Here is a 22418-nt window from a genome sequence, read left to right as displayed (position 1 = left end):
GCGCAATAGGCCGCCGCGGTCATCAACAGCACCATCGCCGCATCCGGATTGTTGAACCGGAACATCAACACCGCCACCGGCGTCAACGCCAACCCCGCACCGGCCAACAACCCCGCCCACGGCCCCGCGACCCGGCGCACCGCCCCATACACCAGCGCCACCGACCCCACCGCCATCAACGCCTCGGGCACCAACATGCTGGCACTGCTGAACCCGAACAACTGACCCGAGAGCCCCATCACCCACTGCGACACCGGCGGCTTGTCCACCGTGATGAAATTGCGCGCATCCAACGACCCGAACAGCAACGCCTCCCAGTCCTGCGACCCGGCCTGCGCCGCCGCCGCATAGAACTGATTGCCCATCCCGTTGACCGTGATATGCCACAGATAGAACACCGCCGTCCCGATCAACAGCACGGCAAGGGCGGCGCGGTCCCTCAGGGTGGTCACATCGAACAGTCAGCCATCCCGACCGTGAGCGGACCTGTGGGCCCGTCGTGAAGCAGCTGTGCGCGGCTTACCCGGCAGCGAGCCGGGTGACCGCCCCGAGCGGGATCGGCAGCCAGTCCGGTCGGTACCGGGCTTCGTAGCCCACCTCGTAGACCGCTTTGTCCAGCTCGTACGCCGCCAGTACGGCGGCCTGCTCGCGCGGGTCCGTACCGGTGACGGTGGCGTAACCCGTGCAGAATGCGGCGCATTGGGTGTCGACCCAGTCGCGCGCGCCCCGTGCCGCGTAGTCATAGGACCGCAGCATTCCCGCGATATCGCGCAGCGCGTCGTCTCGCCGCCGGCGCTCGGCCAGCGGCTGCCCCGGCTCCCCCTCGAAATCGATGATCAGCCAGGTGGTCGGGGTGCGCAGCACCTGGCCGAGGTGCAGGTCGCCGTGGATGCGTTGCACGGTCGACGTCGCATCGGTCAGTGCGCGGTAGCGCGCCTCGATCCGCGGGACGACGTCGCGCAGCTGCGGTACCGCGGCGGCCGTGGCGTGCAGCCGCCGGGTCCAGGTATCGACGGGGAACGACGCGGCCGCGGTGCCGAGTGTCGCGGCCAGCGCGGCGTGCACGGTGCCGACCGCCTCGCCGAGTCGGTGGGATTCGGCGGTGAAGTCAGTCCCATTGCCGGCGGCCGCCAGTGCCAGGTCCCAGCCGTCGGTCGATCCTGCGGCGAAGGTGGTGAGCATGCCGAGCGCGTACGGCTCGACGCCGGCGGCCAGTTCGTAGCTGCCCAGCAACGGCGTCACGTGCGGGTTGCCGGTCAGCGCGCGGGTCAGTTCGATATCGGGGTTGATGCCGGGGATGACGCGGCGGAACACCTTGAGGATGGCGTGATCTGCGAACACCACACTGGTGTTGGATTGTTCGGCGCCGAGCCGGCGGCCCGCCCGGTCGGCAGGCAGTTCGGCGCCCGGTTCCCGGACGAACGAGACCGGACCGATCGACGCCGACGAGGCGATCAGATCCAGCAGGACACCGGCGGCGGCCGGGTCGGCCATCCCGTCGTAGCCGACGCGCTCACCGTCAGCGCCGATGCGGGCCGCGTCGTCACCGGAACCCCAGCGCACCAGAACCTGGTACTGCTCGGCCGACTCGTCGGTGTACTTGGCGTCGAGCAGTGCCAGCTCGAGGTCGGGTGCCAGGGCGACGACGTGTTCGGCCGTCACCGCGCTCAGCTGCCGGCCACGTCCCGCGTACCACCGCTGCTGGGGCAGCCACGTGTCGAACGGAAGATTCACTCCTCGTTCGTACCCGACGGCCGTTGTTCGTACACACCCGCAGGTTCTGGGTATGGTGCCGACGTGGCTGACAAGTTGCGTGACCACGGCGACCCCGGGGATGCTCCGACGATCCCGCCGGCGCTGACGCCCGTCGTCAACGACAGACGGCCCTCGGCGGCCGAGGAGGCCCGCACCATCGCGGCGTCCACCAATGCCGGCACGCTGGCCACCCTGACCGTCGACGGCGACCCGTGGGCATCGTTCGTCACCTACGGGTTGGTCGGCGGCGCCCCGGTGCTGTGCGTGTCCAACCTCGCCGAGCACGGCCGCAACCTGGCCGGGGATCAGCGCGCCAGCATTGCGATCGTCGCGCCCGATCGGCCGGAGGACCCGCTGGCGTCGGGCCGGATCACCCTGGCCGGAGTGGTCACCCGACCCGACGGCGCCGACCTGGTCGCTGCCCGGCGGGCGCACCTGGATGCGGTGCCCGCGGCGAAGTACTACATCGACTACAGCGATTTCACGCTGTGGGTGCTGCAGGTACAGCGGGTGCGCTGGGTCGGCGGCTACGGCCGGATGGACTCGACCAGCGCGGCGGAGTATGCCGCCGCCCAGCCGGATCCGGTGTCCCCGCACGCGGCCGGTGCGGTCGCCCACCTCAACGCCGACCATGCCGACGCGCTGACGGCCATCGCCCAGACCCTCGGCGGCTACCCTGACGCCACCGCCGCCACCTGCACCGGCGCCGACCGTTACGGCCTCGACCTGCGGGTGCTCACCCCCCGCGGGATGGCGTACACCCGGGCTGGTTATCCCGAGCCGATCGACGCCATCGGCGAATTGCGCTCGGCCGCAGTGGAACTCACCCGCAGGGCACGCCAGGGCTGATCGGGCTGGTCAGGGTGCAATACGATTCGGGTATGCAGCGTCCGGACACCTGGCAGGCAGCCTTCGACCTCATTCGCACCCGCGCCCACGAGCGCCGCGAGGAGCCGTTCCGGCTGGTCAGTGGCCAGCTGAGCCACGACTACATCGACGGCAAGTACGCCATCGACAACGGGGAGCGGCTCACGACCGTGAGTCGCGCGGTCGCCGATGTGGCGGAGCTCAACGGGATCGAGTTCGACGCCGTCGGCGGCCTGACCATGGGCGCCGATCCGCTGGCACACGGTATCGCGATGGTGACCGGCAAGGCGTGGTTCTCGGTGCGTAAGGAGCAGAAGCAGCGCGGCCGCGAGCAGTGGATCGAGGGCACCCGACTGTCACCGGGTGACCGGGTGCTGCTGGTCGATGACGTGATCAGCACCGGCGGCTCGACCAAGAAGGCCTACGACCGGGTCCTGCAGGCCGGTGTCACGGTGACCGGCGTGATCCCGATGGTCGACCGCGGCGACGTGGCGGCCGAACTGTTCGGCGGCCTCGGGGTGCCATTCGTCGCGCTGGTCACCTACAAGGATCTGGGCATCGACCCGGTGCAGGCGGTCTAGAAGCGCAGATTGCGCAGCATGTCGTAGACGCCCGCGATCCACAGCAACAGCGGGATCACCGCCGCGATCGCGGCCCCGTCCAGCAGTTCCAGGATGCGCTTGGTGACCGGCGAGACGCGGTGCACACTGTCGGTCGCGCCGATGATGATCAGCGCGACCCCGGCGACCGCCGCGTAGATGGCGAGCACCAGCCACGCCGAATCCGGATCCCACAAGCACAGCCGGATCATCACACCCGTCGGCACCACCACCGCGACGGCCAACAACGCCCAGGCGCACCAGCGTTCGGCGTACAGCCGGGACCGGAATCCGCTCACCGCGGCCACCAGACCGGCCACGATCAGGCTGTGGATGAAGAAGTGGCCCTGCTGCACCACCGCGATGGCACCGGCCGCCAGCACCACGGCACCGGCGGTGAGAAACCCGTTGAGCAGTTGCTTGGACAGGTGGCTGCGCTCACTGAGCCGCGCCGCCGATTCGGGGACCGACGCGATGATCGCCTGCCACGTCGGGCTTTCTTCGTCGGCGGCGTCCGGGCTGGAGATCGGGTCCAGCAACTCGTCGTTGGCCACCGTCTCGCCCGGCGCCGGGATCGGCGGCAGCGCGATCCGGGCCACGGCGACGGTCATCTTGGCCGCATTGGTGACCACGATGAGCCCGAAGGCGATGGCGCCGGCCGGCACCCATTCCTGCGCGCCGTACCCGTAGGCGATGGCCGCCGCGGTCAGCGCCGTCGAACCCACCGCCAGGAACGATGCCAGTTCCGCCCGCCGGCGCGGACCGCCGCGGGTGGCCAACGCGTAGAGCAGGAGGACGCCGGCGGCACCGGCGAGCTGCGGCGCCCCGAGCCCGGCGGCATCCCTGGGCAGCGGCACCGCCAGCGCGACGGCACCGGCCAACGCGGGCAGTGCCGCCACCAACAGACTTTCGGCCATGTCGATGTTGCCGAAGCGGTTCTTCGACAACAGGCTCCCACCGAGCAGACCCACACCGAGCACGCCGAGGGCCACCGCCCACCACCAGTCGTGCCCGGATCGCGTCCACGCCACCATCGCGGTGCCGACGACGACGGTCGTGACGACCGGAAGGGCAAGGCCGACAAAGTGATTGAGAGCCGAACGGTCGAATACCGGTGACTCGTCGAGCACCGCGATGGCGTCGATCACATCCTCGACCAACGGCCGGTAGCGCTCGGTCCGGCTGACCGATACCAACGTCAGCAGCGATCCGTCCACCACACCGGCGTCATCCAGTGACTCGGTGCCCTTCAGCGGCGGGGCGCCGGGGCGCGCGAACGCCCACTCGCCCTGCGCCTTGAAGTCGAATCCGGCCAGCACATCGGCCGGGGTGTCGTCGAGCAGGTCGGCGAGCACCGCGACGGTCTCGTCGATGTACGTCTCGATCGGGGCGGCCGCCGGGAGCACCAGATCCGTCATCCGCCGGCCGGTCAGGATCGTGACGCGGGTGGTCGACGGACGCCCAGGCGTCACGCTCGAGGGCGCGGACGCGGGCGCAGCGGGGCCTGCTGACGTGGCGGTCAACGACGTTCGAGGCGGTCGAAGTCGTCGGACAGCGCGGCGGCCAGTTCGAGGACCCGGCGCTGGAAGTCCTTGCCGAGCAGTTCCAGCTGGATCTCGGTGCCGGCGGCGATGTGCTTGTCCCACGGCAGCACCACCACCCGGCCCGGCGCGACGTGCCGTTCGAACTGCTGCACCAGGTCTTCGACGTCGATGTTGGTCTTGCCCGGCGTCACGTGGTTGATGACGACGCACGAGCGGCCGAGCAGATCCTGGTAACCGTTCTGGCGCAACCAGTCCAGGGTGACGGCGGCTTGGCGGGCGCCGTCGATCGAGGCACTCGCGACGATCACCAGGCCCGAGACGGTGGACAGCACGGCACGCGACGCCGGCTGGAACAGACCGGCACCGCAGTCGGCGAGCACCAGGTTGTAGTAGCGCGAGACGATGCCGACCGCGCCCTTCCAGTCCTCGTCGTTGAACTCACGCCGGGCGGCGCTGTACTCCTCCGAGGACAGCACCTCGAGGTTGGCGCCGTTCATGCTGGTGTAGGCGCGGATGTCGTTGTAACGCGACAATTCCTTGTCGGACAACAGATCCGAGATCGTCGCCGCCGATTGCCGACCGGCCCGGTCGGCGAGGTTGCCGCCGTCGGGGTCCGCATCGATCGCGAGGATACGGTCACCGCGCACCCGGCTGAGCGACGAACCGAGCGCCACCGTCACGGCGGTCTTGCCGACGCCGCCCTTGAGCCCGAACACGCCGATCTGGTAGGAGTCCCTGGCATTGCGCCGGATTCGCGCATGCAGGTCCATCTCGTAGACCTCGTCGGGCGACAGCCCCAGGTTGATCCGCGTGCACAGGTACAACCAGTGCCGCCAGCCGCGCTGGGACGGCATCTTGACCGCGGTGCGCACCCCGACGTGCGAGAGGGCGTCGATGGCGCGGTGATTGCCCATGGTGGCAGCCGAGGTGGGCGCCGGCTGGGCCGGGATGGGTTGACTCTGCGACCAGACCGCTTCGGGGGCCTCGGCGAAATGTTGGCTGGGCGCGGGCGCGGCGGCAGCGCGCGGCGGCGGAGCCGGCGCGGGCCGCTGCTGCTCGTGCCGGGCCCCGGCGGCCTGGGCGGGTGGCGGCGTGCGCAGCATGCCGTTCTGGGCGCGCTGCGGGCCGGAGTGCTGCGCCGGCCGCATCTGCTGGGTGATCTCCGCCTCGCGCGGTGCCGGCACACCGGATGTCTGGGTCTGTGAGGGTGCGATCGGCATCGAGGGCGGGGTCACCTCGGTCGCCCTGGGCGCGGACGCGTGAATCGGCATCGGCGGCGTGGCGGCCGCAGCCGCACCCTCGGTCTCGCTGGTGGCCTCACCGTCGGCTGGGCCGGCGGAATGGAAGAGCCGGTCATAGTCGGCCGACATGATTGCCTCTCGTAGGTGAATCGCGGTCGTACGCGCGGAGGTGGGCGGACTGCCTCAGGCTAATCCGCCCACCTCCCTTGCACGGTCGTTCTAGCCGGCGAACATCCCGGTGACGCCGCTTTCGGTCTGCGCCATGTTCTGGGCAGCCTCGTCGATGGTCTGCGCCAGATTCTGCAGGGCGTTGTTCAGCTCGGCCGCGGTGCTGTTCCAGCGCACCTGCAGGGCCTGGTACGCCTCGCGAGCGGCGCCGTCCCAGGTGGCCGCGAGCCGACCCAGCGAGGCCTCGCCCTCTTCGAGCAGGCTCTGGGTGGTGCCCACCGAGCCGTGGATATCGGCGGCGCCGGCCATGATGGCGGCGAAGTTCCATGTCTGCAAGCTCATGATCGGGTTTCTCCGTTTCTGTGGTGGTAGGTGGCTTGGCTGCTACAGCATCCGGCTGGCAAGGGCGCTGGCCTGGTCTTCATCGGTGCTGCCGTACTGCGTGCCGCCGATGCCCAGGTTCTCGGAGATATCGTCGAGTTCGCGGTTCTGCGCGGTGGCCGCCTCGTGGAAGCGCAGCAGCGCGGCCTGAGCCGCGGTGGCCGAAGAGCCGACCCAGGCCGGCTGCAGGCCAGCGGCCGTGGCCTCGACGTGCGCCATGACGGTCCGCAGCTCGTCCGCGATGCGCTGGAAGTTGGCCGACTCGCCCGCGATGACGGAGAGATCAGCTTGCATCCCCTGTCCTGATGTCATGGTGAAGTTACCTTTCCTTTTCCTGTGTCCTCACCACGTTTGGCGAGTCTTCCAGCCCCCTCGGCCGGAAAGTTCGTGGGTCGATCGGTGACGGTCATCGGGGTCACCAGTCGTCGTCGTCTTCGTCGAAACCATGCGCCAGCGGTGACGGCGTGGCCAGCGCCTCACGCTTGCCGCCGCTCTTCTCGCGCTGGCCGTGTCCGTGCATGGGTCCACCGCCACCGGTTCCGGCGCCGACGGGCGCCAGCCCGGCACCGGCACCGCCGGCAGCAGCTCCGGTCGGCGTCGGGGTTGCCGCGGTCGGCGAACCGACCAGGCTGGACATCAGCGGAGTCCGGGCCAGCGTGCCGCCCGCACCGGGTAGCGAGGCCGCCCGCACCAGACCCGCACCCGTGGCGGCTCCCGATCCGCCGATCGCCGGGTGGTTGGAGAACGGACTGGCCCCGATCAGACCGAATTGCCTTCCGCCACTGCCCATCTGACCGAAAACCGAACTCACCTGCTGCAGCGGTTGGGTCAGCGTCTGCACGGACTGGGTGACACCCTGCGTCATCTGTTGCGGGGCCTGGATCAACGTCTGCCCGACCTGAGACGCGATCTGCATGCCCTGCTGCACACCCTGCTGCAGCAGCTGCTGGGTCTGCTGACCCTGCGCCTTGTCTGCCTTCTGCGCCGCCCCCTGGGCGCGCTGCTCACCCTGGTTGGCGAATGCCGCACCCCGCCCCACCGACAAGCCGGCCGATTCCAGCGTGGCCTGCATGGTGGTGTGCGCGAGAGCCGCCTCCCGCAGCGCCGCACCGGGCAGCGCGGCGGCCATCTGGCCCGTCACCGCACCGAGCGTCGCCTCACCGACACCGGGCATGACGATGGGCTGCACCGGCGGGATCGGTTCGAAGATGGTGTTGGCGGTGGTCTCGGCCTGATAGCCGTACATGACGGCGGCCGCCTGCTCCCACATCCGGACGTAGTCGGCCTCGTTGACGGCGATCGGCACCGTGTTCACCCCGAGGAAGTTGGTGGCGTTGAGCACGGCGTTCGTCACGTGGTTCATCTCGATCTCGGGCAGCGGTGGGGTGACCGCCATCGCGAGCATGTACGAATTCGCCTGTGCCACAGCCTGCATGGCCCGCTTCTGAGCCTGCAGGGCGGTGGTACGCAGCCACACCACCATCGGGGTGGTGGCGGTGACCGCCTGCTCGCTGGCCTGTCCCTGCCACGAACCCGACAACGAGGCCAGGCTGGCCGCCAGTTCTTCGGCCTGCGTCTCCAGGGAGACCGCCAGGGTCTCCCAGGCGGCCGCGGCCTGGAACATGGGCGTCGGACCAGCACCGGCCATCAGGCGGCCGGTGTTGATCTCCGGCGGCAATGCTTGGTAGAACATCGCCAACATTGCGGGGACTGCAGACATTGTTTGCCAGCTTCGGTCGCGTCAATTATTGGGCGGACAGATGTCGGGTCACATCAGGGTGGCGGCGCCCTCGGCGTCCACCGCGGTGTAGATGCCCGAAGATTCCAGGTAGGCGGCACCGGCGCGGGCCAACTCCTCCTGTGCGTAGGCGTTCAGCGCGGCGACCTGCGCTGCCTCACTGGCAAACGCGAGCGCGGCCTGCACCGACACCTCTTCCGCACCGGCCGGCAGAAGTGCCATCGCGGCGCTGGTGGCAGTGGTTCCGGTGGCCAGGCCACGGGAGCCATTCGACACCACTTCGCTGCCGATACCCAGGACTGCGGGCGTGTGTTCCAACGGTTGCATGAGCAGTTCCTCCTCAAAGGTTCCAAACGAACTGGATGACATCTGTGGGATGGGGACCGCAAGTGCAGCTGTATCGCTTCAAAACCAGACCCCCCGATCCGTTTGCTGCCTCGTCGCCGTCAATTTTGCCAGGCGACCCGAAATCCATACTAACCGCGGTTTTGGTGTGCTGCTGACACTTCTTCCTCCGGTGGATCGACATAGGCCGCCTGAATGACCTCTTTCGCGTCCGGCGAGACGAGAAGTGCCTGGCCAGGGGGCCTGCGCTTGAGCTTGAAGGCGCTCGACGGGAACTCGGTCTTGTCGCCGGAGAGGAACAGCGTGGGCGTCCCCGCGCCGTACGCCGCACCGACGAACCGGTCCATGGTGGCGCGCTGCGCCTGACTCATCTGGCACGTCACGACCAGGTGCAGACCGATGTCGGCAGCCGCCGGCAGCAGGGGCCACAGCGGGGCCATCGGCGGCACCCCGCCGGCCGCGGCGACCACCATGTGCCAGTCGTCGACGAGCAGCACGATATCGGGTCCCGACCACCAGGAACGCGATCGCAACTGGGTGGTGGTCAGGTCGGCGGGCGGCAACCGCTGCTGCAGCAGGACCGCCAGCGCCTTCACCGACTCGTCCAGCGCCGCGGCATTGCGGTTGATCGCCCCTGCCGAGAGCAGATGGCTCTCCGGGACCGCGTCCAGCAAACCCGACCGGAAATCGCCGACCATGAACCGGACTTGATCTCGATTGTTGCGCAAGCAAATAGCTTGGGAGATAGCGTGCGCGATCCGGGTCTTGCCCGATTTGGGTGCCCCGAACACCAGGACGTGCGGCGTGCGCTGCATGTCCGTGTAGGCCACCGACAAGTCGGATTCACGCACGCCCAGCGGGATGGTCCACCGCGTGCGGTAGTCGGCGTCCGGCCCCGGCGGGTTCGGATCCATCTCGTTGAGGTAGATCCGGCTGGGCAGCACCCGTACCTGCGGGGCCTCCTCGGTGTGCAGGGAGGCGATGTGCTCCACCGCCGCCGTGATGGCCGGCACGAGGTTCTCGGCGCTGTGCACGCCGTCCAGCCGCGGCACCCCGATCATCAGGTGGTGTTTCTCCATCGAGATGGCCCGGCCCGGCCGGTTGGCCGGGATGTCCCGGGTCATCCGGTCGATCTGCGTCTCGTTGACATCGCCCAGCCGGAACTCCACCTTGGTGCCCAGGTAGTCGCGCACCCGTGAGCGCAGCTCGGTCCAGCGCGGAGTGGCGATCACCGTGTGCACCCCGAAGGCCAGCCCTTGGGCAGCAAGATCCTGCACGACCGGCTCCAGGTCGGGGAACTCACCGACGAACGCCGGCCAGCCGTCGATGACCAGGAACACGTCACCGAAGGGGTCTTGCGACGCGGGGTGGCTCGGGTCCTCGCGCATCTGCCGGTACGCCGCGATGGAACCGACCCGGTACTGCTTGAACGTCGCTTCGCGTTGCCGCAGCACCGCTTTGATCTCGGCGACGGCCCGGTTCACCCGGTCCGGTTCGGCGCGGGTGGCCACCCCACCGACGTGCGGCAGCCCCTCCAGGTACATCAGCCCGCCGCCGCCCATGTCGATGCAATAGAACTGCACCTGGCGCGGGGTGTGGGTGGCCGCGGCCGAGAGCACCAGCGTCTGCAGGAAGGTGGACTTACCCGTCTGCGGCGCTCCGCCGATGGCGATGTTGCCGCCCGCGCCGGAGACGTCGATGCCCCACACCTCCTGGCGATGCCGGCGCGGCTCGTCCATGATGCCCAGCCCGAACCGCAAGGGCTGGCGGCGATCCCGCTCGACGAGTTCGTTGACCGGCGTCGGGTCCGCCAACGGGGGCAGCCACATCTTGTAGGCGCGGACCTCGCCGGTGGTCAACTGCTCCAGAACCACCTCGCGCAGCACGCGCTGCTCGCCGACTTCGGCCATACCGTTGGTCATGACGGCACCCCCTGGGACTGGGTCGCATGGCTGGCGTCCAGCAGCGGTGCCGCCGTGAAGGGTTGGATCCGCACCACCTGCTTCTTGGCCTGCACACGCGGCGCCGCGTCACCGGACTGCTGCAGGGCGGCGGGGACGTAGTTGGTGCCGGTGTAGACGCTGTGGAACTTCACCGGATCCTCCATCCCGACCCGCAGGAATCCGACACCGCTCTCCTTGTTGGTGATGTACTGCGCCTCCGGGGTGCCGATCACCGCCTTGGACTCGGCAGAACTCGTGGTGCGCAGCGCAATACGGTAGGTGAGGTTGGGCTCGAGTTTGTCGATCCGCACACCGCCGGTGTTGAGCGACTGGGTGGCCAACAGCAGGTGCACGCGCAACGATCGGCCGACGCGGCAGATCCGGTCGAAGAGCTGGATGAAGTCGGGGTGGTTCTGCAGCAACTCGGCGAACTCGTCGACCACCACGAAAAGAGTTGGCAGCGGGGCGAGGTCGGCGCCACGTTCGCGGTGCTTCTCGTATTCGGCCACACCCGAGAGCGCGCCGGCGGCACCGACCTGCATACCGGCCTGACGCAGGATGGACTGCCGACGGTCCAACTCGCCGGTGAGCACCTCGCCCATGCGGCTGACCAGTTCGGCCTCCTCCTCCATGTTGGTCACCACCGCCGCGGTGTGCGGCAGCTTTTCCATACCGAGGAAGGTGGAACCACCCTTGAAGTCGGTGAGCAGCAGGTTGACCTGATCGGGGTGGTGGGTGGCGGCCAGCGACAGGATCAGCGTGCGCAGGAACTCCGACTTTCCGGATCCCGTTGTGCCGATCAACATTCCGTGCGGACCGGCGCCGAACTCCGCACCTTCCTTGATGTCGAGATGCATGATGTCGCCGGTCTTGAGTTCGTGGCCGAACGGGATCCGCAGCCTGTCCCGATCGGTATCGGCGAACATCCGCCAGCGGGCCGGGGTCACCTCTTCCACCGACTGCGCCCCGACCAGCTGGTGCCATTCGGTGGCGACCTTCTTCTGCACGCGGGTGGTCTTGTCGATGATCGTGCCGGTGATCGACCAGCCGGCCAGCTTTCTGGCGATCCTGGTGGCCTGGGCGGATGTCATCGAATCCGCGACACGGACCACCTGGCGCCAACCCTGCTGCGCCAGCTTGTCTTCGGCCGACCCGTCAGCGTCCACCTTGATCTTGTAGGCCGAGCCGCGGTGGTTGCCCAGGGTGATGACGGTGACGCCGGCCCGGCCGTCCACCGGGAAACCGGCCCGCCCCCCGGTCAGGTCCACCACGACGACATACGCCCCGGCCGGTGCCGCGTCCGCGGTGTGCGGGCCGCGCGCGGTCAGGTCGGACAACCCGTCCGGCCTGGTGAACACCAGTCGGGTCGGTCCGGCCGCATCGGTGTCGGTTTGATGCTGGACGTGGGGCAGCCATTTCAGCCAGGCCCACGCCGGGTCCTCCGGGTTGTCGGTCAGCACCCGGATCTGCAGCAGATCCGGCGGGTGCAGCACGGCCAGGTGACAGATCATCGCCGTCAGCAGCCCCGCCGAGCGCTCCGGATCTCCACCGACCGCGATCGTCGGAAAGGTGCGCAGCTGAACGAGTTTCGGGCAGTCGTGGATCAGGCCGTGGGTCCGCAGGAACTTGATCAGCCACATGTGGCTGACCGGTTCCAGGTGGGCTTGCGGCGCGCCTTGCGGCCCGGCGAGCTCGCCGCCCACGGCCGGTTTGAGCAGCCGGTCCACGGCGGGCTCGGCGCCGATGCCGATCCGGGTGGCGGCGAAGAAATCCCCGTTGGCCGGCCGCGACCATTGCCGGTTGGTGCCCACCAGCGACAGCAGGTCGCCGGGATGCGGTGCGTGATAACCGAAGAACGTCACCTGCGCGGCGGCCGAGGCGGTGACGCGGGCGCGCAGCCCCGCCAGGTAGCGCAGGTATTCCTTACGGTCGGCGTTGATCTCCGGGACCTTCTTGCCGCCCGGCCCGCCGCCGGCCATGAAGCCGACCGTGCCCATGATCATCATCAGCGGCATCATCAACATGTACGGCGACAGCTGCCGGATTCCGGTGAAGATCATGATCGCGAGCATGCCGAGCATGCCGCCGCCCATCACGTACGGCAGCGCCTTCTGCAGACCGGACGGCGGGATCTCGATACCGAGGTCATCAGGTGGGGTGACGTTGATCTCGCCCGGCGTCAGCCGTGGTCCCCGACGGATGGTCGGGGTGAACTTCTTGGTGGTCATCGCACGGCCTCCTTCCTAACGTAGCGGCGCACCCGGCGCGGGCATCGGTAGCGGGGTGGCCGCACCCGGCGGCGTGGTGGCGCCGTCCGGCGCGGCTTCGGGCTGCCCGACCGTGCCCCCGGCGACCTTGCGCGGGTCGGGATCGGCGGGCAGCGTGTCATGTTCGAGCAACGCCGCCTGTTTGGACAGCACCGGACCATCCACCAACAGGCTGACCACCTGCCACGGCGCGGTCTGCGGAGATGCCAGCCCCAGCACATTGGCGGTGTCCTGATTGGGCAAGCCGTACCGAATGCCCTGCGGGTCGATGTAATAGAGCGACTCGCCGTAGCGCGGATCCGGTGACTGCAGCCGGATGAACTGCCCGCCGTCGATGTACACCGTTGCCGCCCCGGTGATCTGGCGGATACCGGCGTTCATCTTGGTGGCCGGGATCGGCAGATGCCGGCCACTGAACACGGTCTGGCGCGGGGACTGGTCACCGGGTTCGCGCTGCCAGGACCAGCACAGCGTGGGGGCGTCGTGCCGCAGGCGGATCTCCATCGGTTGGTCGGGCAGCGGTGAGACGAAGACCTGTTCGGGGATCTTGGCCACGTCGCTGGCTTCCACCGACGGCGGTGAGATCAGCCCGAACGAGTTGGACGCCCGCAGGGCCGCCGCGGTCGTGCCGTTGACCTTGGCGACACCGTCGGGCAGCACGACGTACTGCTGCTCGGTGGCGTCGGTGATGGTCTTGAACACCGATCCGATGACCAGATTGGGCGGCAGGCCAACGGTATTCGGCGCACCGGCACCCGGGATGTCGGGTAGCTGCCAGGGCCCGACGTTGGGCAGCGCGTTGAACAGGCCTTCCGAGATCGGCGTCGGGCGGGCGGTGACCGGGATGCCGACCGCGCTGGTGACGGCCCGGTTGGCCAGGTCGATGGAATGCCGGCCGTCCTGGGTCACCAGCCAGTTGCGATCCTGGTAGGACACCAGCACACCCTGGCTGGGCCGGATCGGACCCACCGAGGCGTCGATCGCCGGCGGCATGACCAGGACGGAGGTCTCCACCGACGGTGCCACGCTGTCGGGTTTGGTGACGGTGTCGCACAGCGTCCACGTCGAGGCCGGCGCGCCCAGCGGGGTGGCGTACGGGGCACCGGGGATCCCCACCGGCTGGCCTTTCGACATCCGGTTCAGCTCATCGGATTTCACCGCCGATGGATTGTTGGAGTTGCCCAGGATTAGGCGGGCCGAGGTGAGGTTGTAGACGGGCCGCAACTCCCCGGTGCCGGGCAGGACCACATAGAGTTGGTTGGTGGTGCGGTCGACCAGCAGGCTGTCATCGCCGCGCTTGCCCAGCGGTTTGAAGTACGCCAGCAGCGCCGCGCCAAGGCAGACCAGGACGGCGATGATGATGCCGGCACTGACCGCGCGGCTGTAGAACTGCAGCGGGTCGTCGTACATTCGGGTGTCCCGGCGCACGATGGCATGCTCCACCCGGCGCAACAGGAACCGCCATCCACTGACCTGGACCTTGGTGGTGAGCCTGAAACCTGCCATATCGCCCCGGCCTACTCGCCGATGTTCAGCCGGCCGTGGACGGCCTCGATCGCAGCGGCCATGTCCTCACCGTTGACCTCGCTGAGCGCGTCGACATCGAGGTTCTCGAAGTCCAGGGAACGAGCCAGCCGCATATCCCGGCTCTGCTCGCCCGCCTCGACCAGTTGGCGGGCGTATCTGCCGTTACCGGCGATGTCGAGTGCGGGCTTGCCGTTCAGGTTGCGCTGGCTCAACAGCGTCGCGGCTTCGAGGACACGCTTGGCAGCCTCGTCACTGATCCGCGAATCATTGCTCGCGGCAATGACTTTGGCAATCTCCACGATCTCCTCGGGGGAATAGGAGTCGAACTCCACGCGAGTCGAGAAGCGGGACCGCAGGCCGTCGTTGGTCTCCAGCAGCCGGTCGATGTCGGCGCTGTAGCCGGCGATGATCACCACCAGCCGGTCGCGGTCGTTCTCCATCCTGGCCAGCAGCGTGTCCAGCGCCTCGGTGCCGAACGGGTCGGCCCGGCCATCGCGTTCCTGCACCAGCGTGTAGGCCTCGTCGATGAACAGCACCCCGCCGACGGCACGGTCGATGGTGCGGGATGTCTTGACCGCCGACTGGCCCTCGTACTCGGCGACGAAATCCTTGCGGGAGGTCTCCACCAGCTTGGGTTCGGTGATGACGCCCAGCCCTGCCAGAATATTCGCGACGACCCTCGCGATGGTGGTCTTGCCGGTGCCGGGCGGACCGGTGAAGATCATGTGCTTGGACTGCTGGGCCACCTTCATGCCGCGCGCGGCGCGCACCCGGGCCATCTGGGTGGCGGCCCGGTACTTCTCGATCTGCTCCTTGACCCGGCTCAGCCCGATCTGCCGGTCGAGTTCGGCCTGCGCCTCGGCGAGCAACCGTTCACGGCCCGAGTTGTCGGCGGTGACACTGGCCGGATCCCACGGGTCGCGCCGGGCGGCAATCTTCTCGGCGGTGGTGGTTTCCATCCGGTATCCCGGATCACGCAGTGCCGCGGTGACTTTCGGCGAGGGATGGGTGGCCTGCAACCATTCCAGCAGCGCGATGGCGGCATCCTCGTTGCCCTGGCTGCGTCGGGTCATCGCCAAGAACCAGGCAATCGCCGGGGCGCACGCCTCACCGGCCGGTGAGGAGTTGGCCTCGGTCAGCCTGCGCTCGGCTTCGGTGAACAGGCCCAGGTTGGCTACAGCAACGCCGTGCGCCACCGTGGCCGCGGCGCCCAGGAACTTGTCCGGCCAGTTGGCGGCGCCGCGCACCTCGTCGATCACATCGGTCCAGCGTTCGGCCGCACCGTAGATGACGGCCTTGATCCACGACACCAGGTATTCGGCACCGGCGGCCGGCGCATCGTCGAGCGCCTCGATCGCGTCGGAGTAGTTGCCCTCGGCGGCCTCCCGCACCGCGAAGGCCATCGTGATCGCCAGCGGCGAATTCACCGGATAGGTGATGTCGCCGTAGAGGCCGCCGATCGGGATCCGCGCACCCACCGTGTTCATCGACACCTCGGCCCGGCCCGCCAGTTGCCCGAAGTTGCCTCGGGAGAACCAGGCCCGGAACAGCGTCGCCCGGTCGGTGTCACCACACCGGATCCGGCCCACCCAGGCGTCACACGCCGTCTCGTCCACCGCCGTGATCTCGGTGAACAGTTCCAGGGAACGGGCGGGCGAGCCGGGCAACATGCCGACCGCGGTCCCGAACAAGTTCGCCAGATGTTCAGTCATGCTCACCTGCATACCTCGTCGCGAAAATCCGGGCCCGGGCGGCATCGGCCTCTTCCGGTGACGGCAGGTCCAGATCGCGCTTCAAGAAGTCCCGGGTGACGACGTCGTCCTGCCCTTCCCGGCGCATCCCCTCCAACATGTAGCTGAATTGCGCGGATCTGGCCTGCTGGGTGGCCAGTCCGGCGATCACCACGATCTCCTCGGCGAGCTCGGATTCGGTGGACGCGACCGCACCCGGGGCCAACTCGATCCGGTGTACCCGGCCGTCCATCAGCGTCGTCACCGTCACGGTCCCCGGTGGATTGGTGACGGAGAACAGCTCGGCAGCCGGCACCTCCCCGGCGGTCGCGACGGTGTCGGCGTCCGGGACCGCAGGGGCTTCGAACGCGCTGAAGGCGTCGTATACCGAGTCCTCGGGTTCGGTATCGGCGGCCGAGAAGTCCAGTGCCGCCATATCGTCGAAGTCATCGTCGTCGAAAGACTGAGTGCCCACCATCGACATGCCTCGTCAGTCGCCGTCGAAGTAGTCGATGTCCACTTTGGGCTCGAACCAGGAACCCGACGGCAGGAACTCCACCAACCCGTCCAGCGCGCGCTGCAGGTTCTCCTGGGTGCCCGGCAGGAAGCTGCCGAACAACTCGCCGTTGACCCGGCGCGGGATCGACACGATGCGCCCGACCTTGGAATCCAGCACGCCGGCCGCCACCCCGGCTTCGGTGAAGGTGCCGCCGGAATGCCGTTCGCTGGCCGTGATCTCGACCCAACTGTCGGGTTCGGCGGTGGCCTGGGCGTACGCCCGGGCCGACGCCGCCGCGATGCCGAACTGCGCCAACTGATTGGGCGAGCGGGCATCGGCCAGCTGTGAGCTGAGTGCCGTCATCGGTTCGACGTCGGCGGGTTCGGCGCTGCCCAGCACCGCCATCACCATCCCGGCCAACCCCACCTGCGGCGCCACCCGCTGCAACACCAGCATCTCCCCGTCCCTGGCGGCAATGACATGACGCTCCCCTTTGCGACACACCACGAATCGGACCATCTTCTCACCGACATCGCGTCGCCACCACCGGCCCTCCAGGATGCGATCGGGGCGGGCCAGGGTGTCGGTCATCGCCGCCACCTCCGGGTGCGGCGCGCCGAACACGTCGAGAATGCCCTGCGCGGTGAGATCCCGCGCGACCTGCTCCCAGACGATGTCGCGCAGCTCCGGCTGCGGAATGTTCGGCCGGATGCCGAGCGCGATCGGGAAGTCCATCAGATTGAGCCGGTCGGCGATCACCAGCATGCCGTCGATGGTGACCTCGACGGCGACCACATCGTCGTAATGGGTCGGTTCACCGTGCAGCGAGTACGGGCCGGTCATCACCGCGCCCCCGGCATCCACTGTTCGAAGACGGCAGCCGAGGCCTGGTCGGTGTGGTCGTACCGGGCAGCGGCGTCGCGCAGCCGATGGCCCATATCGTCCGAGACAGCCGCCATCCGCAGCCCGGCTTCGGAGCGGACGGCCTGCACGGCTGCCAGCGCGCCCGCGGTCGCCGACGCGGCGAGGCCGTGAGTGACCGCCACCGCGGGTGTCGTCGACGCGGGCAGTTCGGTGGCCGTGCTGAGTTGGTGCGCGGCCCGCTGCTGGGCATCGGCCAGCGCGTGCAGCCGCGCACTCACGACGTGCAGATCATCGGACACGGTCCCTACCTCCCCATGGCAGACGGTCGCGCGGCTGCATCCGGTACGCGCGTATCGTCCGCGTTCACCGTAGCCGTGCCGGAGCCACCCGTACCACTGTCTTCGGCAGCCGGATCGATCACCTGCTGCGGCACGGCGGAGTCCGGGCCCGCCGGCCCGGCCGGCTCACCCTCGTCGTCGCCGGCAGTTTCGGGTTCCTGGCTGGCCGCGGCGCCCTGCGCGACGGCTCCGACGACCGCGGCCACCGCCCCGCCCGCGGGAGCCACCAGGGCGGTCAACGGCGCCGTCACAGCCGCTGCCAGCGCGGGCACCACGCCCGCGACCCCGACCAGACCCGCCAATCCGGCCGCCGGATTCGGCTGATCCCGCTGCGCCTCCGTCCCAGCGGCGGCCCGGTTGTCTCCGGTGTCCTCGAGCGCTTCGGGGCCCAGGTCGGACCCTTCGGCAGCGAACGGGCCGTCCGTTCCGACGCGGGCGAGCCCACCGGCCGACCGCAGCGGTGCCGGCGCACCGAGCCTGCCGCCCATGCCATCGAAGTCCGCCTCCCCGTGCACCGGGCTCGCAGGTTCGGGTCCGCCCTCGAACTCCCCTTCGGGAAGCCGCGCCGTGGCGGCAATGGCCTGATACCGGCCGACCAGGTCACGCAGCCTCATCGCGTTCGCGGCGGCCTCCGCACGCATGTTCTTCAGTTCGCATTGGGCCGATGTCAGGGCCGTCTGGACCGCGGCGAATTCGACGACCACCTTGGCCGCCTCCCCGTACCGCGGCACCAATTCCAGCCATTGCGTGTATCGCGACAGCTCACCCAACCAGTTGTAGAGCTCGACGATCTGCTTGCGATGAAACGTCACCTGATACGCCTCACCGGCCAGCACCCGGTGTACCTCGTGATCGGTATCGGCGATGGATCCAGTCCGCCCCCGCTGATCGGCGTTCTGCTGCGCGTACGCGTCCGAACCCGTGCCGGTCCAGTCGCCGGCCGGTACCGCGGCGCCCAGCTCGGTGCCGACGGCCCGGAACTGCTTGCCGGCCATGCCGAACGCCTCCCCGTCCTCCGGGGTGCCCTCGCCGAGGGTCTGGAGCATCTGGGCGAGCAACCGTTGGCCGCCCAGGAGGATGGCGGAGCTGGCCGCCTCGAGCAGGTCCTCGGTTCGCTCCGCGGCCCGCGCCGGCGCGGGCGGCGATGGGCGCTTGCTCATCGTGTACCCGCCTGCCGTTCGGCGCGCCCGAATCTCACTTTGCCAACCTCATTCCGGTCCACCGTGATTCGGCGGCTAACCCCGCCGCCGAAATCGACCATAACAGCGCAGCCGCACCCTCCAGTGCACCAATTTCTGGGCCCGATTCACCGCATTACCCCAGCACAGCGCGCTATGGCGATCGTTTCGCCACGGGCGTGCCGAGGGGCACCACCACGCCGCGAACGCCGGGCGGTGCGCTACCGGTCACCCCCAGGCAGTTTGCTGGCTGGGTACGTCCACCCGGTCAGCCGGGCCCCGTGGTTGATACTGGTGCTCACGACTGCTCAAGAGGAGGACCGCGGTGAGCGACCGCGACGACGCCTTGCGTCAGGAGCTCGGTTGGACCGGGCCGCAGGAAGCCGATGACGAGCCGCCCACCACGGCGGCGCAGCTACCGGCAGCACCCGTACCTGCACGCCCACCGGCCCAGCACCAGCGCGGCGACGCCCTCGGTGACACCGGACCGATCGCCGCGGTGCGCCACGTTTGGCCCCCACAGCCGGCCCCACCCCCACCGCCACGACCAGCCGACCCGCGGGTACATCAACCGGCACCACCCGGCCATGCGCACCCGGGCCCGTCCTGGCCGCCGCCCGGCCAGCAACCGCCGGGCCCGCAGTCCTACGCCGACCGCATCCCCGTCCGAGAACTGATCCCGGATCGACCGGCACCACCGACGAGCGGCTGGCGTCGCATGGTCTACCGGCTCACCTTCGGACTGGTCAATCCGGGGCCGTCTCCCGAAGAGATCCGAGCGGCCGAGCTCGAAGCCGGCATCCGCGGGGTACTGCGCGGGCATTACAAGATCGGCGTGATGGGCAAGGGCGGTGTCGGCAAGACGACCGTATCGGCAAGTGTGGGTTCAGTTTTCGCCGAACTGCGGCCCGATGATCGGGTGGTGGCCATCGACGCCGACACCGCATTCGGCAAACTGGGCGCCCGGGTGGACCCGCGGGCCGTCGGCTCCTACTGGGAGCTGGCCGCCGACCAGCACCTGGACACCTTCGCCGATATCCGCAACCGGGTGGGCAACAACGCCGCCGGATTGTTCGTGCTGGCGGGCGAGTCCAGCCCGGCCCGCCGGCGCATTCTCGACCCAGCCATCTATCGGGAGGCCACCTAGCGGCTGGACCGGTATTTCTCCATCTCGATCGTGGACTGCAGTTCCACCATGGATTCGCCGGTGACCCAGGAGGTACTGCGGGACCTGGATGCCCTGATCGTGGTGTCCTCGCCGTGGGTCGACGGCGCGGCGGCCGCCGGACAGACCATGGACTGGTTGGCCAGTCGCGGGCTGACCGGGCTGTTGCAGCGCACCGTCGTGGTGCTCAACGACTCCGACGGGCACGCGGACAAGCGCACCCGCACGATCCTCGCCCAACAGTTCGCCGGGCAGGGGCAGGCCGTGGTGGAGGTGCCGTTCGACGGCCGGATCCGGCCCGGCGGGGTGATCTCCGGGACCCGGGAGATGGCGCCGCAGACCCGCCGCAAGTTCGTCGAGATCGCCGCCGCGCTGGCCGCGCATTTTCCCCGCACCGACGACCGTCATCGCGAGCGTTTCTGACCGTCGGTCAGTCCGCATCGATCGCTGCGACAAGCTGTTGCACCGCGGCCGCATCATCGCCGGGCACCGCCTGCTCGGCTTCGATCCGGGCGACGACGTCCTCGGATACACCGGCCGCTTGCGCGGTCTCGGCGATGGTGAGGTTCGATCGCCGACGGGTGGCGTAAAGCCGCTGCCCCAGCGTGGCATTCGACGCGGATGCCGCCCGCATCGTGAGTTCGTCCATCAGGCCGCGCACCGTGCCCAGCGCCCGGATCAGCGGCGGCGTCACCTGAATGCGGGCGGCGCGGGAGGCCACCGCCTCGAGCTGACGCAGGTCCGCCAGCACCCCGGTGGCCCGCGCGACGAAATCCGGATGGTCGGTGGCCGGCAGCGCCTCGATGGTGGAGCCGAACGTGTTCGCCGCCGCGACGACGGCCTGCGCGATCAGCGGGACCTCGTCGGCAGTGGCCCGGCGCTCCGGGCCGGACTCGACGGCATCCCCGCGGCGCAAGCGCTCGATGGTTCCCGGCGGCCACTTGAGCACCGCCTCGAGCTTCGTCCTTGTCGATTCCCGGGGCCAGCTGCGCCCCTTCTCGAAGGCGATCAGGGCGCCGGCGTTGATGACGCCCTCGGCCGCCAGGCTGCGCTGGCTGACATTGAGTTCGCGCCGGCGCGCGGCCGCGGCAGCGCCGGCACGCACCATGCCCGGGTCATCGCCAGGGCCGGGCTCGACCACGCGTAAGACCTCCCTGGACCCTGATTCGGTGCCGTATCGGTGCCGCAATAGTAGCGAAACCACGGCATCGCTATACCTAACCGCTACGAATCTGCGCTTTCCGCAGCACCACAAACCGTAGCGGTGCACCGTTTGCAGTGGCCGTATCGGCGCCCGCGTACGGATATCAGCAGGTAAAACTTCGCTGGCTGTGGCGCTACACGGTTCCCGCATCACCAAACTGTTGCATCGCTACGGTTAGTGCTCTACATTCATCTCCATTGCGGCAGACCCGCCGCCGACAGAGGAGACACCATGAACGCAATCGGAGCGGACGGGCTGCCCGTCGGCGACTGCACCCGGGACCCTGACCGCTGGACCTCGGCGGCCGACGAAGATGCCAAGACCATCTGCCGCATGTGCCCACGCCGCTGGGCCTGCGCCAGAGAAGCCTGCGAACTGCCGCGCGCCGAAGGGCTGTGGGCCGGCATCGTCATCCCGGAAAGTGGACGGGGCCGCACCTTCGCCCTGCGGCAGCTGCGCTCGCTCGCCGAACGCAACGGCTATCCCGTCCGGGCCCGCCGGCTCTATCTCGAGTCGGCCTGAGACCGGTCGCTCCCGTTGCCGTATCGAGGGGCCGGTAGCGGGAGCGGCCTTCTCGGCCTGAGTTCTCGGCGTTCAGATCTTGGCGATGAAGTCGGAGGTGTATGCCTCGGCCGGCTGCTGCGAATGCTCACTGGGGCGTTCGATGGAAACCCATGCGCCGGTGGCGCCGGGCTCGATGGCCGAGCGGATGGTCGCGTGTGCGTTGCCGGCACCGTCGGTCTGCAGCAGCACCGGCGCGACGGCGCAGTCGTTGGAGGCCCGCGGCATCTGGAACACCCGAGCGAAGTACTGGGCGTCGGGGCGGGCGGTGAGCAATTCGACGTCGACGACCAGGGTGTCGCCCTCGGTGTGCAGGTGCGCCAGCGGTCGGGCATAACCGGTGGCCCAGGTCCGTTCGGCGGGCGTGTAGTCACAGGCGCGCACCGTGCTGGTGAACGGCATGACGGTGGCGTCGGCCGCGGCAACGCCGGCGGTCAGCATGGTCAGTGCGGCGCCCACGCCGGCCGCAGCCGCGATCATCGATCGACCCATATGCCCTGACCC

21 protein-coding genes and 1 pseudogene are annotated in these 22418 nt (G+C 69.1%); 4 read left to right on the top strand and 18 right to left on the bottom strand.

Translation table 11 applies throughout. The annotated features are described in order from the left end of the window. Positions 1-452: ArnT family glycosyltransferase (locus SBI67_RS15070; RefSeq protein WP_318981301.1), on the bottom strand; the 452-nt coding region annotated here is incomplete at its 3' end. A 67-nt stretch (positions 453-519) separates the two neighbouring features. Beyond that, a complete protein-coding gene (locus SBI67_RS15065) occupies positions 520-1734 on the bottom strand; it encodes a maltokinase N-terminal cap-like domain-containing protein (protein ID WP_318981300.1) in 1215 nt (404 codons plus the stop codon). Between the two features lie 63 nt (positions 1735-1797). On the opposite strand from SBI67_RS15065, the gene SBI67_RS15060 reads away from it, so the two are divergent. Further along, positions 1798-2604 carry a HugZ family pyridoxamine 5'-phosphate oxidase gene (locus SBI67_RS15060; protein ID WP_318981299.1) on the top strand — a complete coding sequence of 269 codons (807 nt, stop codon included), beginning with the start codon at positions 1798-1800 and terminating at the stop codon, positions 2602-2604. Positions 2605-2636: 32 nt separating this feature from the next. After that, entirely contained in the window at positions 2637-3203 is a 567-nt protein-coding gene (locus SBI67_RS15055; RefSeq protein WP_318981298.1) for an orotate phosphoribosyltransferase, read from the top strand. Here the strand turns inward: SBI67_RS15055 and eccD are convergent. The 14 genes from eccD to SBI67_RS14985 form a co-directional block, all read right to left on the bottom strand. Next, entirely contained in the window at positions 3200-4744 is a 1545-nt protein-coding gene (gene eccD / locus SBI67_RS15050) for a type VII secretion integral membrane protein EccD (protein WP_413232478.1), read from the bottom strand. The genes SBI67_RS15055 and eccD overlap by 4 nt on opposite strands. Next, positions 4741-6135, bottom strand: a complete 1395-nt coding sequence (locus SBI67_RS15045; protein WP_318981296.1) for a MinD/ParA family ATP-binding protein — start codon at positions 6133-6135, stop codon at positions 4741-4743. The genes eccD and SBI67_RS15045 overlap by 4 nt, the downstream gene beginning before the upstream one ends. Positions 6136-6225: 90 nt before the next feature. Continuing rightward, entirely contained in the window at positions 6226-6516 is a 291-nt protein-coding gene (locus SBI67_RS15040) for a WXG100 family type VII secretion target (protein WP_318981295.1), read from the bottom strand. Positions 6517-6558: 42 nt separating this feature from the next. Continuing rightward, positions 6559-6867: a WXG100 family type VII secretion target gene (locus SBI67_RS15035; protein WP_318981294.1), complete on the bottom strand. Its 309-nt coding sequence runs from the start codon at positions 6865-6867 to the stop codon at positions 6559-6561. Positions 6868-6970: 103 nt separating this feature from the next. After that, the gene (locus tag SBI67_RS15030) at positions 6971-8275 is read right to left on the bottom strand and encodes a PPE family protein (RefSeq protein WP_318981293.1); all 1305 of its coding nucleotides are present in this window, start codon (positions 8273-8275) and stop codon (positions 6971-6973) included. Positions 8276-8323: 48 nt separating this feature from the next. Beyond that, positions 8324-8620, bottom strand: a complete 297-nt coding sequence (locus SBI67_RS15025) for a PE family protein (protein WP_318981292.1) — start codon at positions 8618-8620, stop codon at positions 8324-8326. 149 nt (positions 8621-8769) lie between these two features. Then, positions 8770-10560, bottom strand: coding sequence for a type VII secretion protein EccCb (gene eccCb, locus SBI67_RS15020; protein WP_318981291.1), 1791 nt, complete (start codon positions 10558-10560; stop codon positions 8770-8772). Beyond that, positions 10557-12809 carry a type VII secretion protein EccCa gene (gene eccCa, locus SBI67_RS15015; RefSeq protein ID WP_318981290.1) on the bottom strand — a complete coding sequence of 751 codons (2253 nt, stop codon included), beginning with the start codon at positions 12807-12809 and terminating at the stop codon, positions 10557-10559. The genes eccCb and eccCa overlap by 4 nt, the downstream gene beginning before the upstream one ends. Positions 12810-12824: 15 nt before the next feature. Next, positions 12825-14354 (bottom strand): type VII secretion protein EccB, encoded by a 1530-nt coding sequence (gene eccB, locus SBI67_RS15010; protein WP_318981289.1) that lies wholly within the window; start codon positions 14352-14354, stop codon positions 12825-12827. Between the two features lie 11 nt (positions 14355-14365). Then, positions 14366-16087 (bottom strand): type VII secretion AAA-ATPase EccA, encoded by a 1722-nt coding sequence (gene eccA, locus SBI67_RS15005; RefSeq protein WP_318981288.1) that lies wholly within the window; start codon positions 16085-16087, stop codon positions 14366-14368. Continuing rightward, on the bottom strand, positions 16080-16583 hold the full coding sequence (locus SBI67_RS15000) for a hypothetical protein (protein WP_318981287.1): 504 nt from the start codon (positions 16581-16583) through the stop codon (positions 16080-16082). Before SBI67_RS15000 ends, eccA begins: the two co-directional genes overlap by 8 nt. A 12-nt stretch (positions 16584-16595) precedes the next feature. Beyond that, entirely contained in the window at positions 16596-17447 is an 852-nt protein-coding gene (locus SBI67_RS14995) for an ESX secretion-associated protein EspG (RefSeq protein WP_318981286.1), read from the bottom strand. Further along, positions 17447-17767 (bottom strand): DUF6317 family protein, encoded by a 321-nt coding sequence (locus SBI67_RS14990; RefSeq protein ID WP_318981285.1) that lies wholly within the window; start codon positions 17765-17767, stop codon positions 17447-17449. Before SBI67_RS14990 ends, SBI67_RS14995 begins: the two co-directional genes overlap by 1 nt. Before the next feature lie 5 nt (positions 17768-17772). Then, positions 17773-18966, bottom strand: coding sequence for an EspA/EspE family type VII secretion system effector (locus SBI67_RS14985; RefSeq protein WP_318981284.1), 1194 nt, complete (start codon positions 18964-18966; stop codon positions 17773-17775). A 343-nt stretch (positions 18967-19309) separates the two neighbouring features. Between SBI67_RS14985 and SBI67_RS14980 the strand changes: the two are divergent. Beyond that, a pseudogene (locus tag SBI67_RS14980) lies at positions 19310-20572 on the top strand (MinD/ParA family ATP-binding protein). Positions 20573-20579: 7 nt separating this feature from the next. Here SBI67_RS14980 and SBI67_RS14975 read toward each other — a convergent pair. Further along, complete coding sequence (locus SBI67_RS14975) at positions 20580-21257, bottom strand: helix-turn-helix domain-containing protein (RefSeq protein ID WP_318981349.1); 678 nt, start codon at positions 21255-21257, stop codon at positions 20580-20582. A 327-nt stretch (positions 21258-21584) separates the two neighbouring features. Between SBI67_RS14975 and SBI67_RS14970 the strand changes: the two genes are divergently transcribed. Beyond that, positions 21585-21875, top strand: coding sequence for a WhiB family transcriptional regulator (locus tag SBI67_RS14970; protein WP_318981283.1), 291 nt, complete (start codon positions 21585-21587; stop codon positions 21873-21875). A gap of 72 nt (positions 21876-21947) precedes the next feature. On the opposite strand, the gene SBI67_RS14965 is transcribed toward SBI67_RS14970, so the two are convergent. Beyond that, positions 21948-22394, bottom strand: coding sequence for a hypothetical protein (locus SBI67_RS14965; protein ID WP_318981282.1), 447 nt, complete (start codon positions 22392-22394; stop codon positions 21948-21950). Positions 22395-22418: the final 24 nt, after the last annotated feature.

It is taken from the genome of Mycolicibacterium chengduense, assembly GCF_033741155.1.
Lineage (GTDB): Bacteria > Actinomycetota > Actinomycetes > Mycobacteriales > Mycobacteriaceae > Mycobacterium.
Note: the sequence above shows the minus strand (reverse complement) of the source record. Positions and strands in the feature narration are given on the sequence as shown.

Coding starts and splice junctions, on each gene's coding strand:
- SBI67_RS15055 (WP_318981298.1), top strand. CDS start 2,637: ATGCAGCGTCCGGACACCTGGCAGGCAGCCTTCGACCTCATTCGCACC.
- SBI67_RS15045 (WP_318981296.1), bottom strand. CDS start 6,135: ATGTCGGCCGACTATGACCGGCTCTTCCATTCCGCCGGCCCAGCCGAC.
- SBI67_RS15040 (WP_318981295.1), bottom strand. CDS start 6,516: ATGAGCTTGCAGACATGGAACTTCGCCGCCATCATGGCCGGCGCCGCC.
- SBI67_RS15035 (WP_318981294.1), bottom strand. CDS start 6,867: ATGACATCAGGACAGGGGATGCAAGCTGATCTCTCCGTCATCGCGGGC.
- SBI67_RS15030 (WP_318981293.1), bottom strand. CDS start 8,275: ATGTCTGCAGTCCCCGCAATGTTGGCGATGTTCTACCAAGCATTGCCG.
- SBI67_RS15025 (WP_318981292.1), bottom strand. CDS start 8,620: ATGCAACCGTTGGAACACACGCCCGCAGTCCTGGGTATCGGCAGCGAA.
- eccCb (WP_318981291.1), bottom strand. CDS start 10,560: ATGACCAACGGTATGGCCGAAGTCGGCGAGCAGCGCGTGCTGCGCGAG.
- eccCa (WP_318981290.1), bottom strand. CDS start 12,809: ATGACCACCAAGAAGTTCACCCCGACCATCCGTCGGGGACCACGGCTG.
- eccB (WP_318981289.1), bottom strand. CDS start 14,354: ATGGCAGGTTTCAGGCTCACCACCAAGGTCCAGGTCAGTGGATGGCGG.
- eccA (WP_318981288.1), bottom strand. CDS start 16,087: ATGACTGAACATCTGGCGAACTTGTTCGGGACCGCGGTCGGCATGTTG.
- SBI67_RS15000 (WP_318981287.1), bottom strand. CDS start 16,583: ATGGTGGGCACTCAGTCTTTCGACGACGATGACTTCGACGATATGGCG.
- SBI67_RS14995 (WP_318981286.1), bottom strand. CDS start 17,447: ATGACCGGCCCGTACTCGCTGCACGGTGAACCGACCCATTACGACGAT.
- SBI67_RS14985 (WP_318981284.1), bottom strand. CDS start 18,966: ATGAGCAAGCGCCCATCGCCGCCCGCGCCGGCGCGGGCCGCGGAGCGA.
- SBI67_RS14975 (WP_318981349.1), bottom strand. CDS start 21,257: ATGGTGCGTGCCGGCGCTGCCGCGGCCGCGCGCCGGCGCGAACTCAAT.
- SBI67_RS14970 (WP_318981283.1), top strand. CDS start 21,585: ATGAACGCAATCGGAGCGGACGGGCTGCCCGTCGGCGACTGCACCCGG.
- SBI67_RS14965 (WP_318981282.1), bottom strand. CDS start 22,394: ATGATCGCGGCTGCGGCCGGCGTGGGCGCCGCACTGACCATGCTGACC.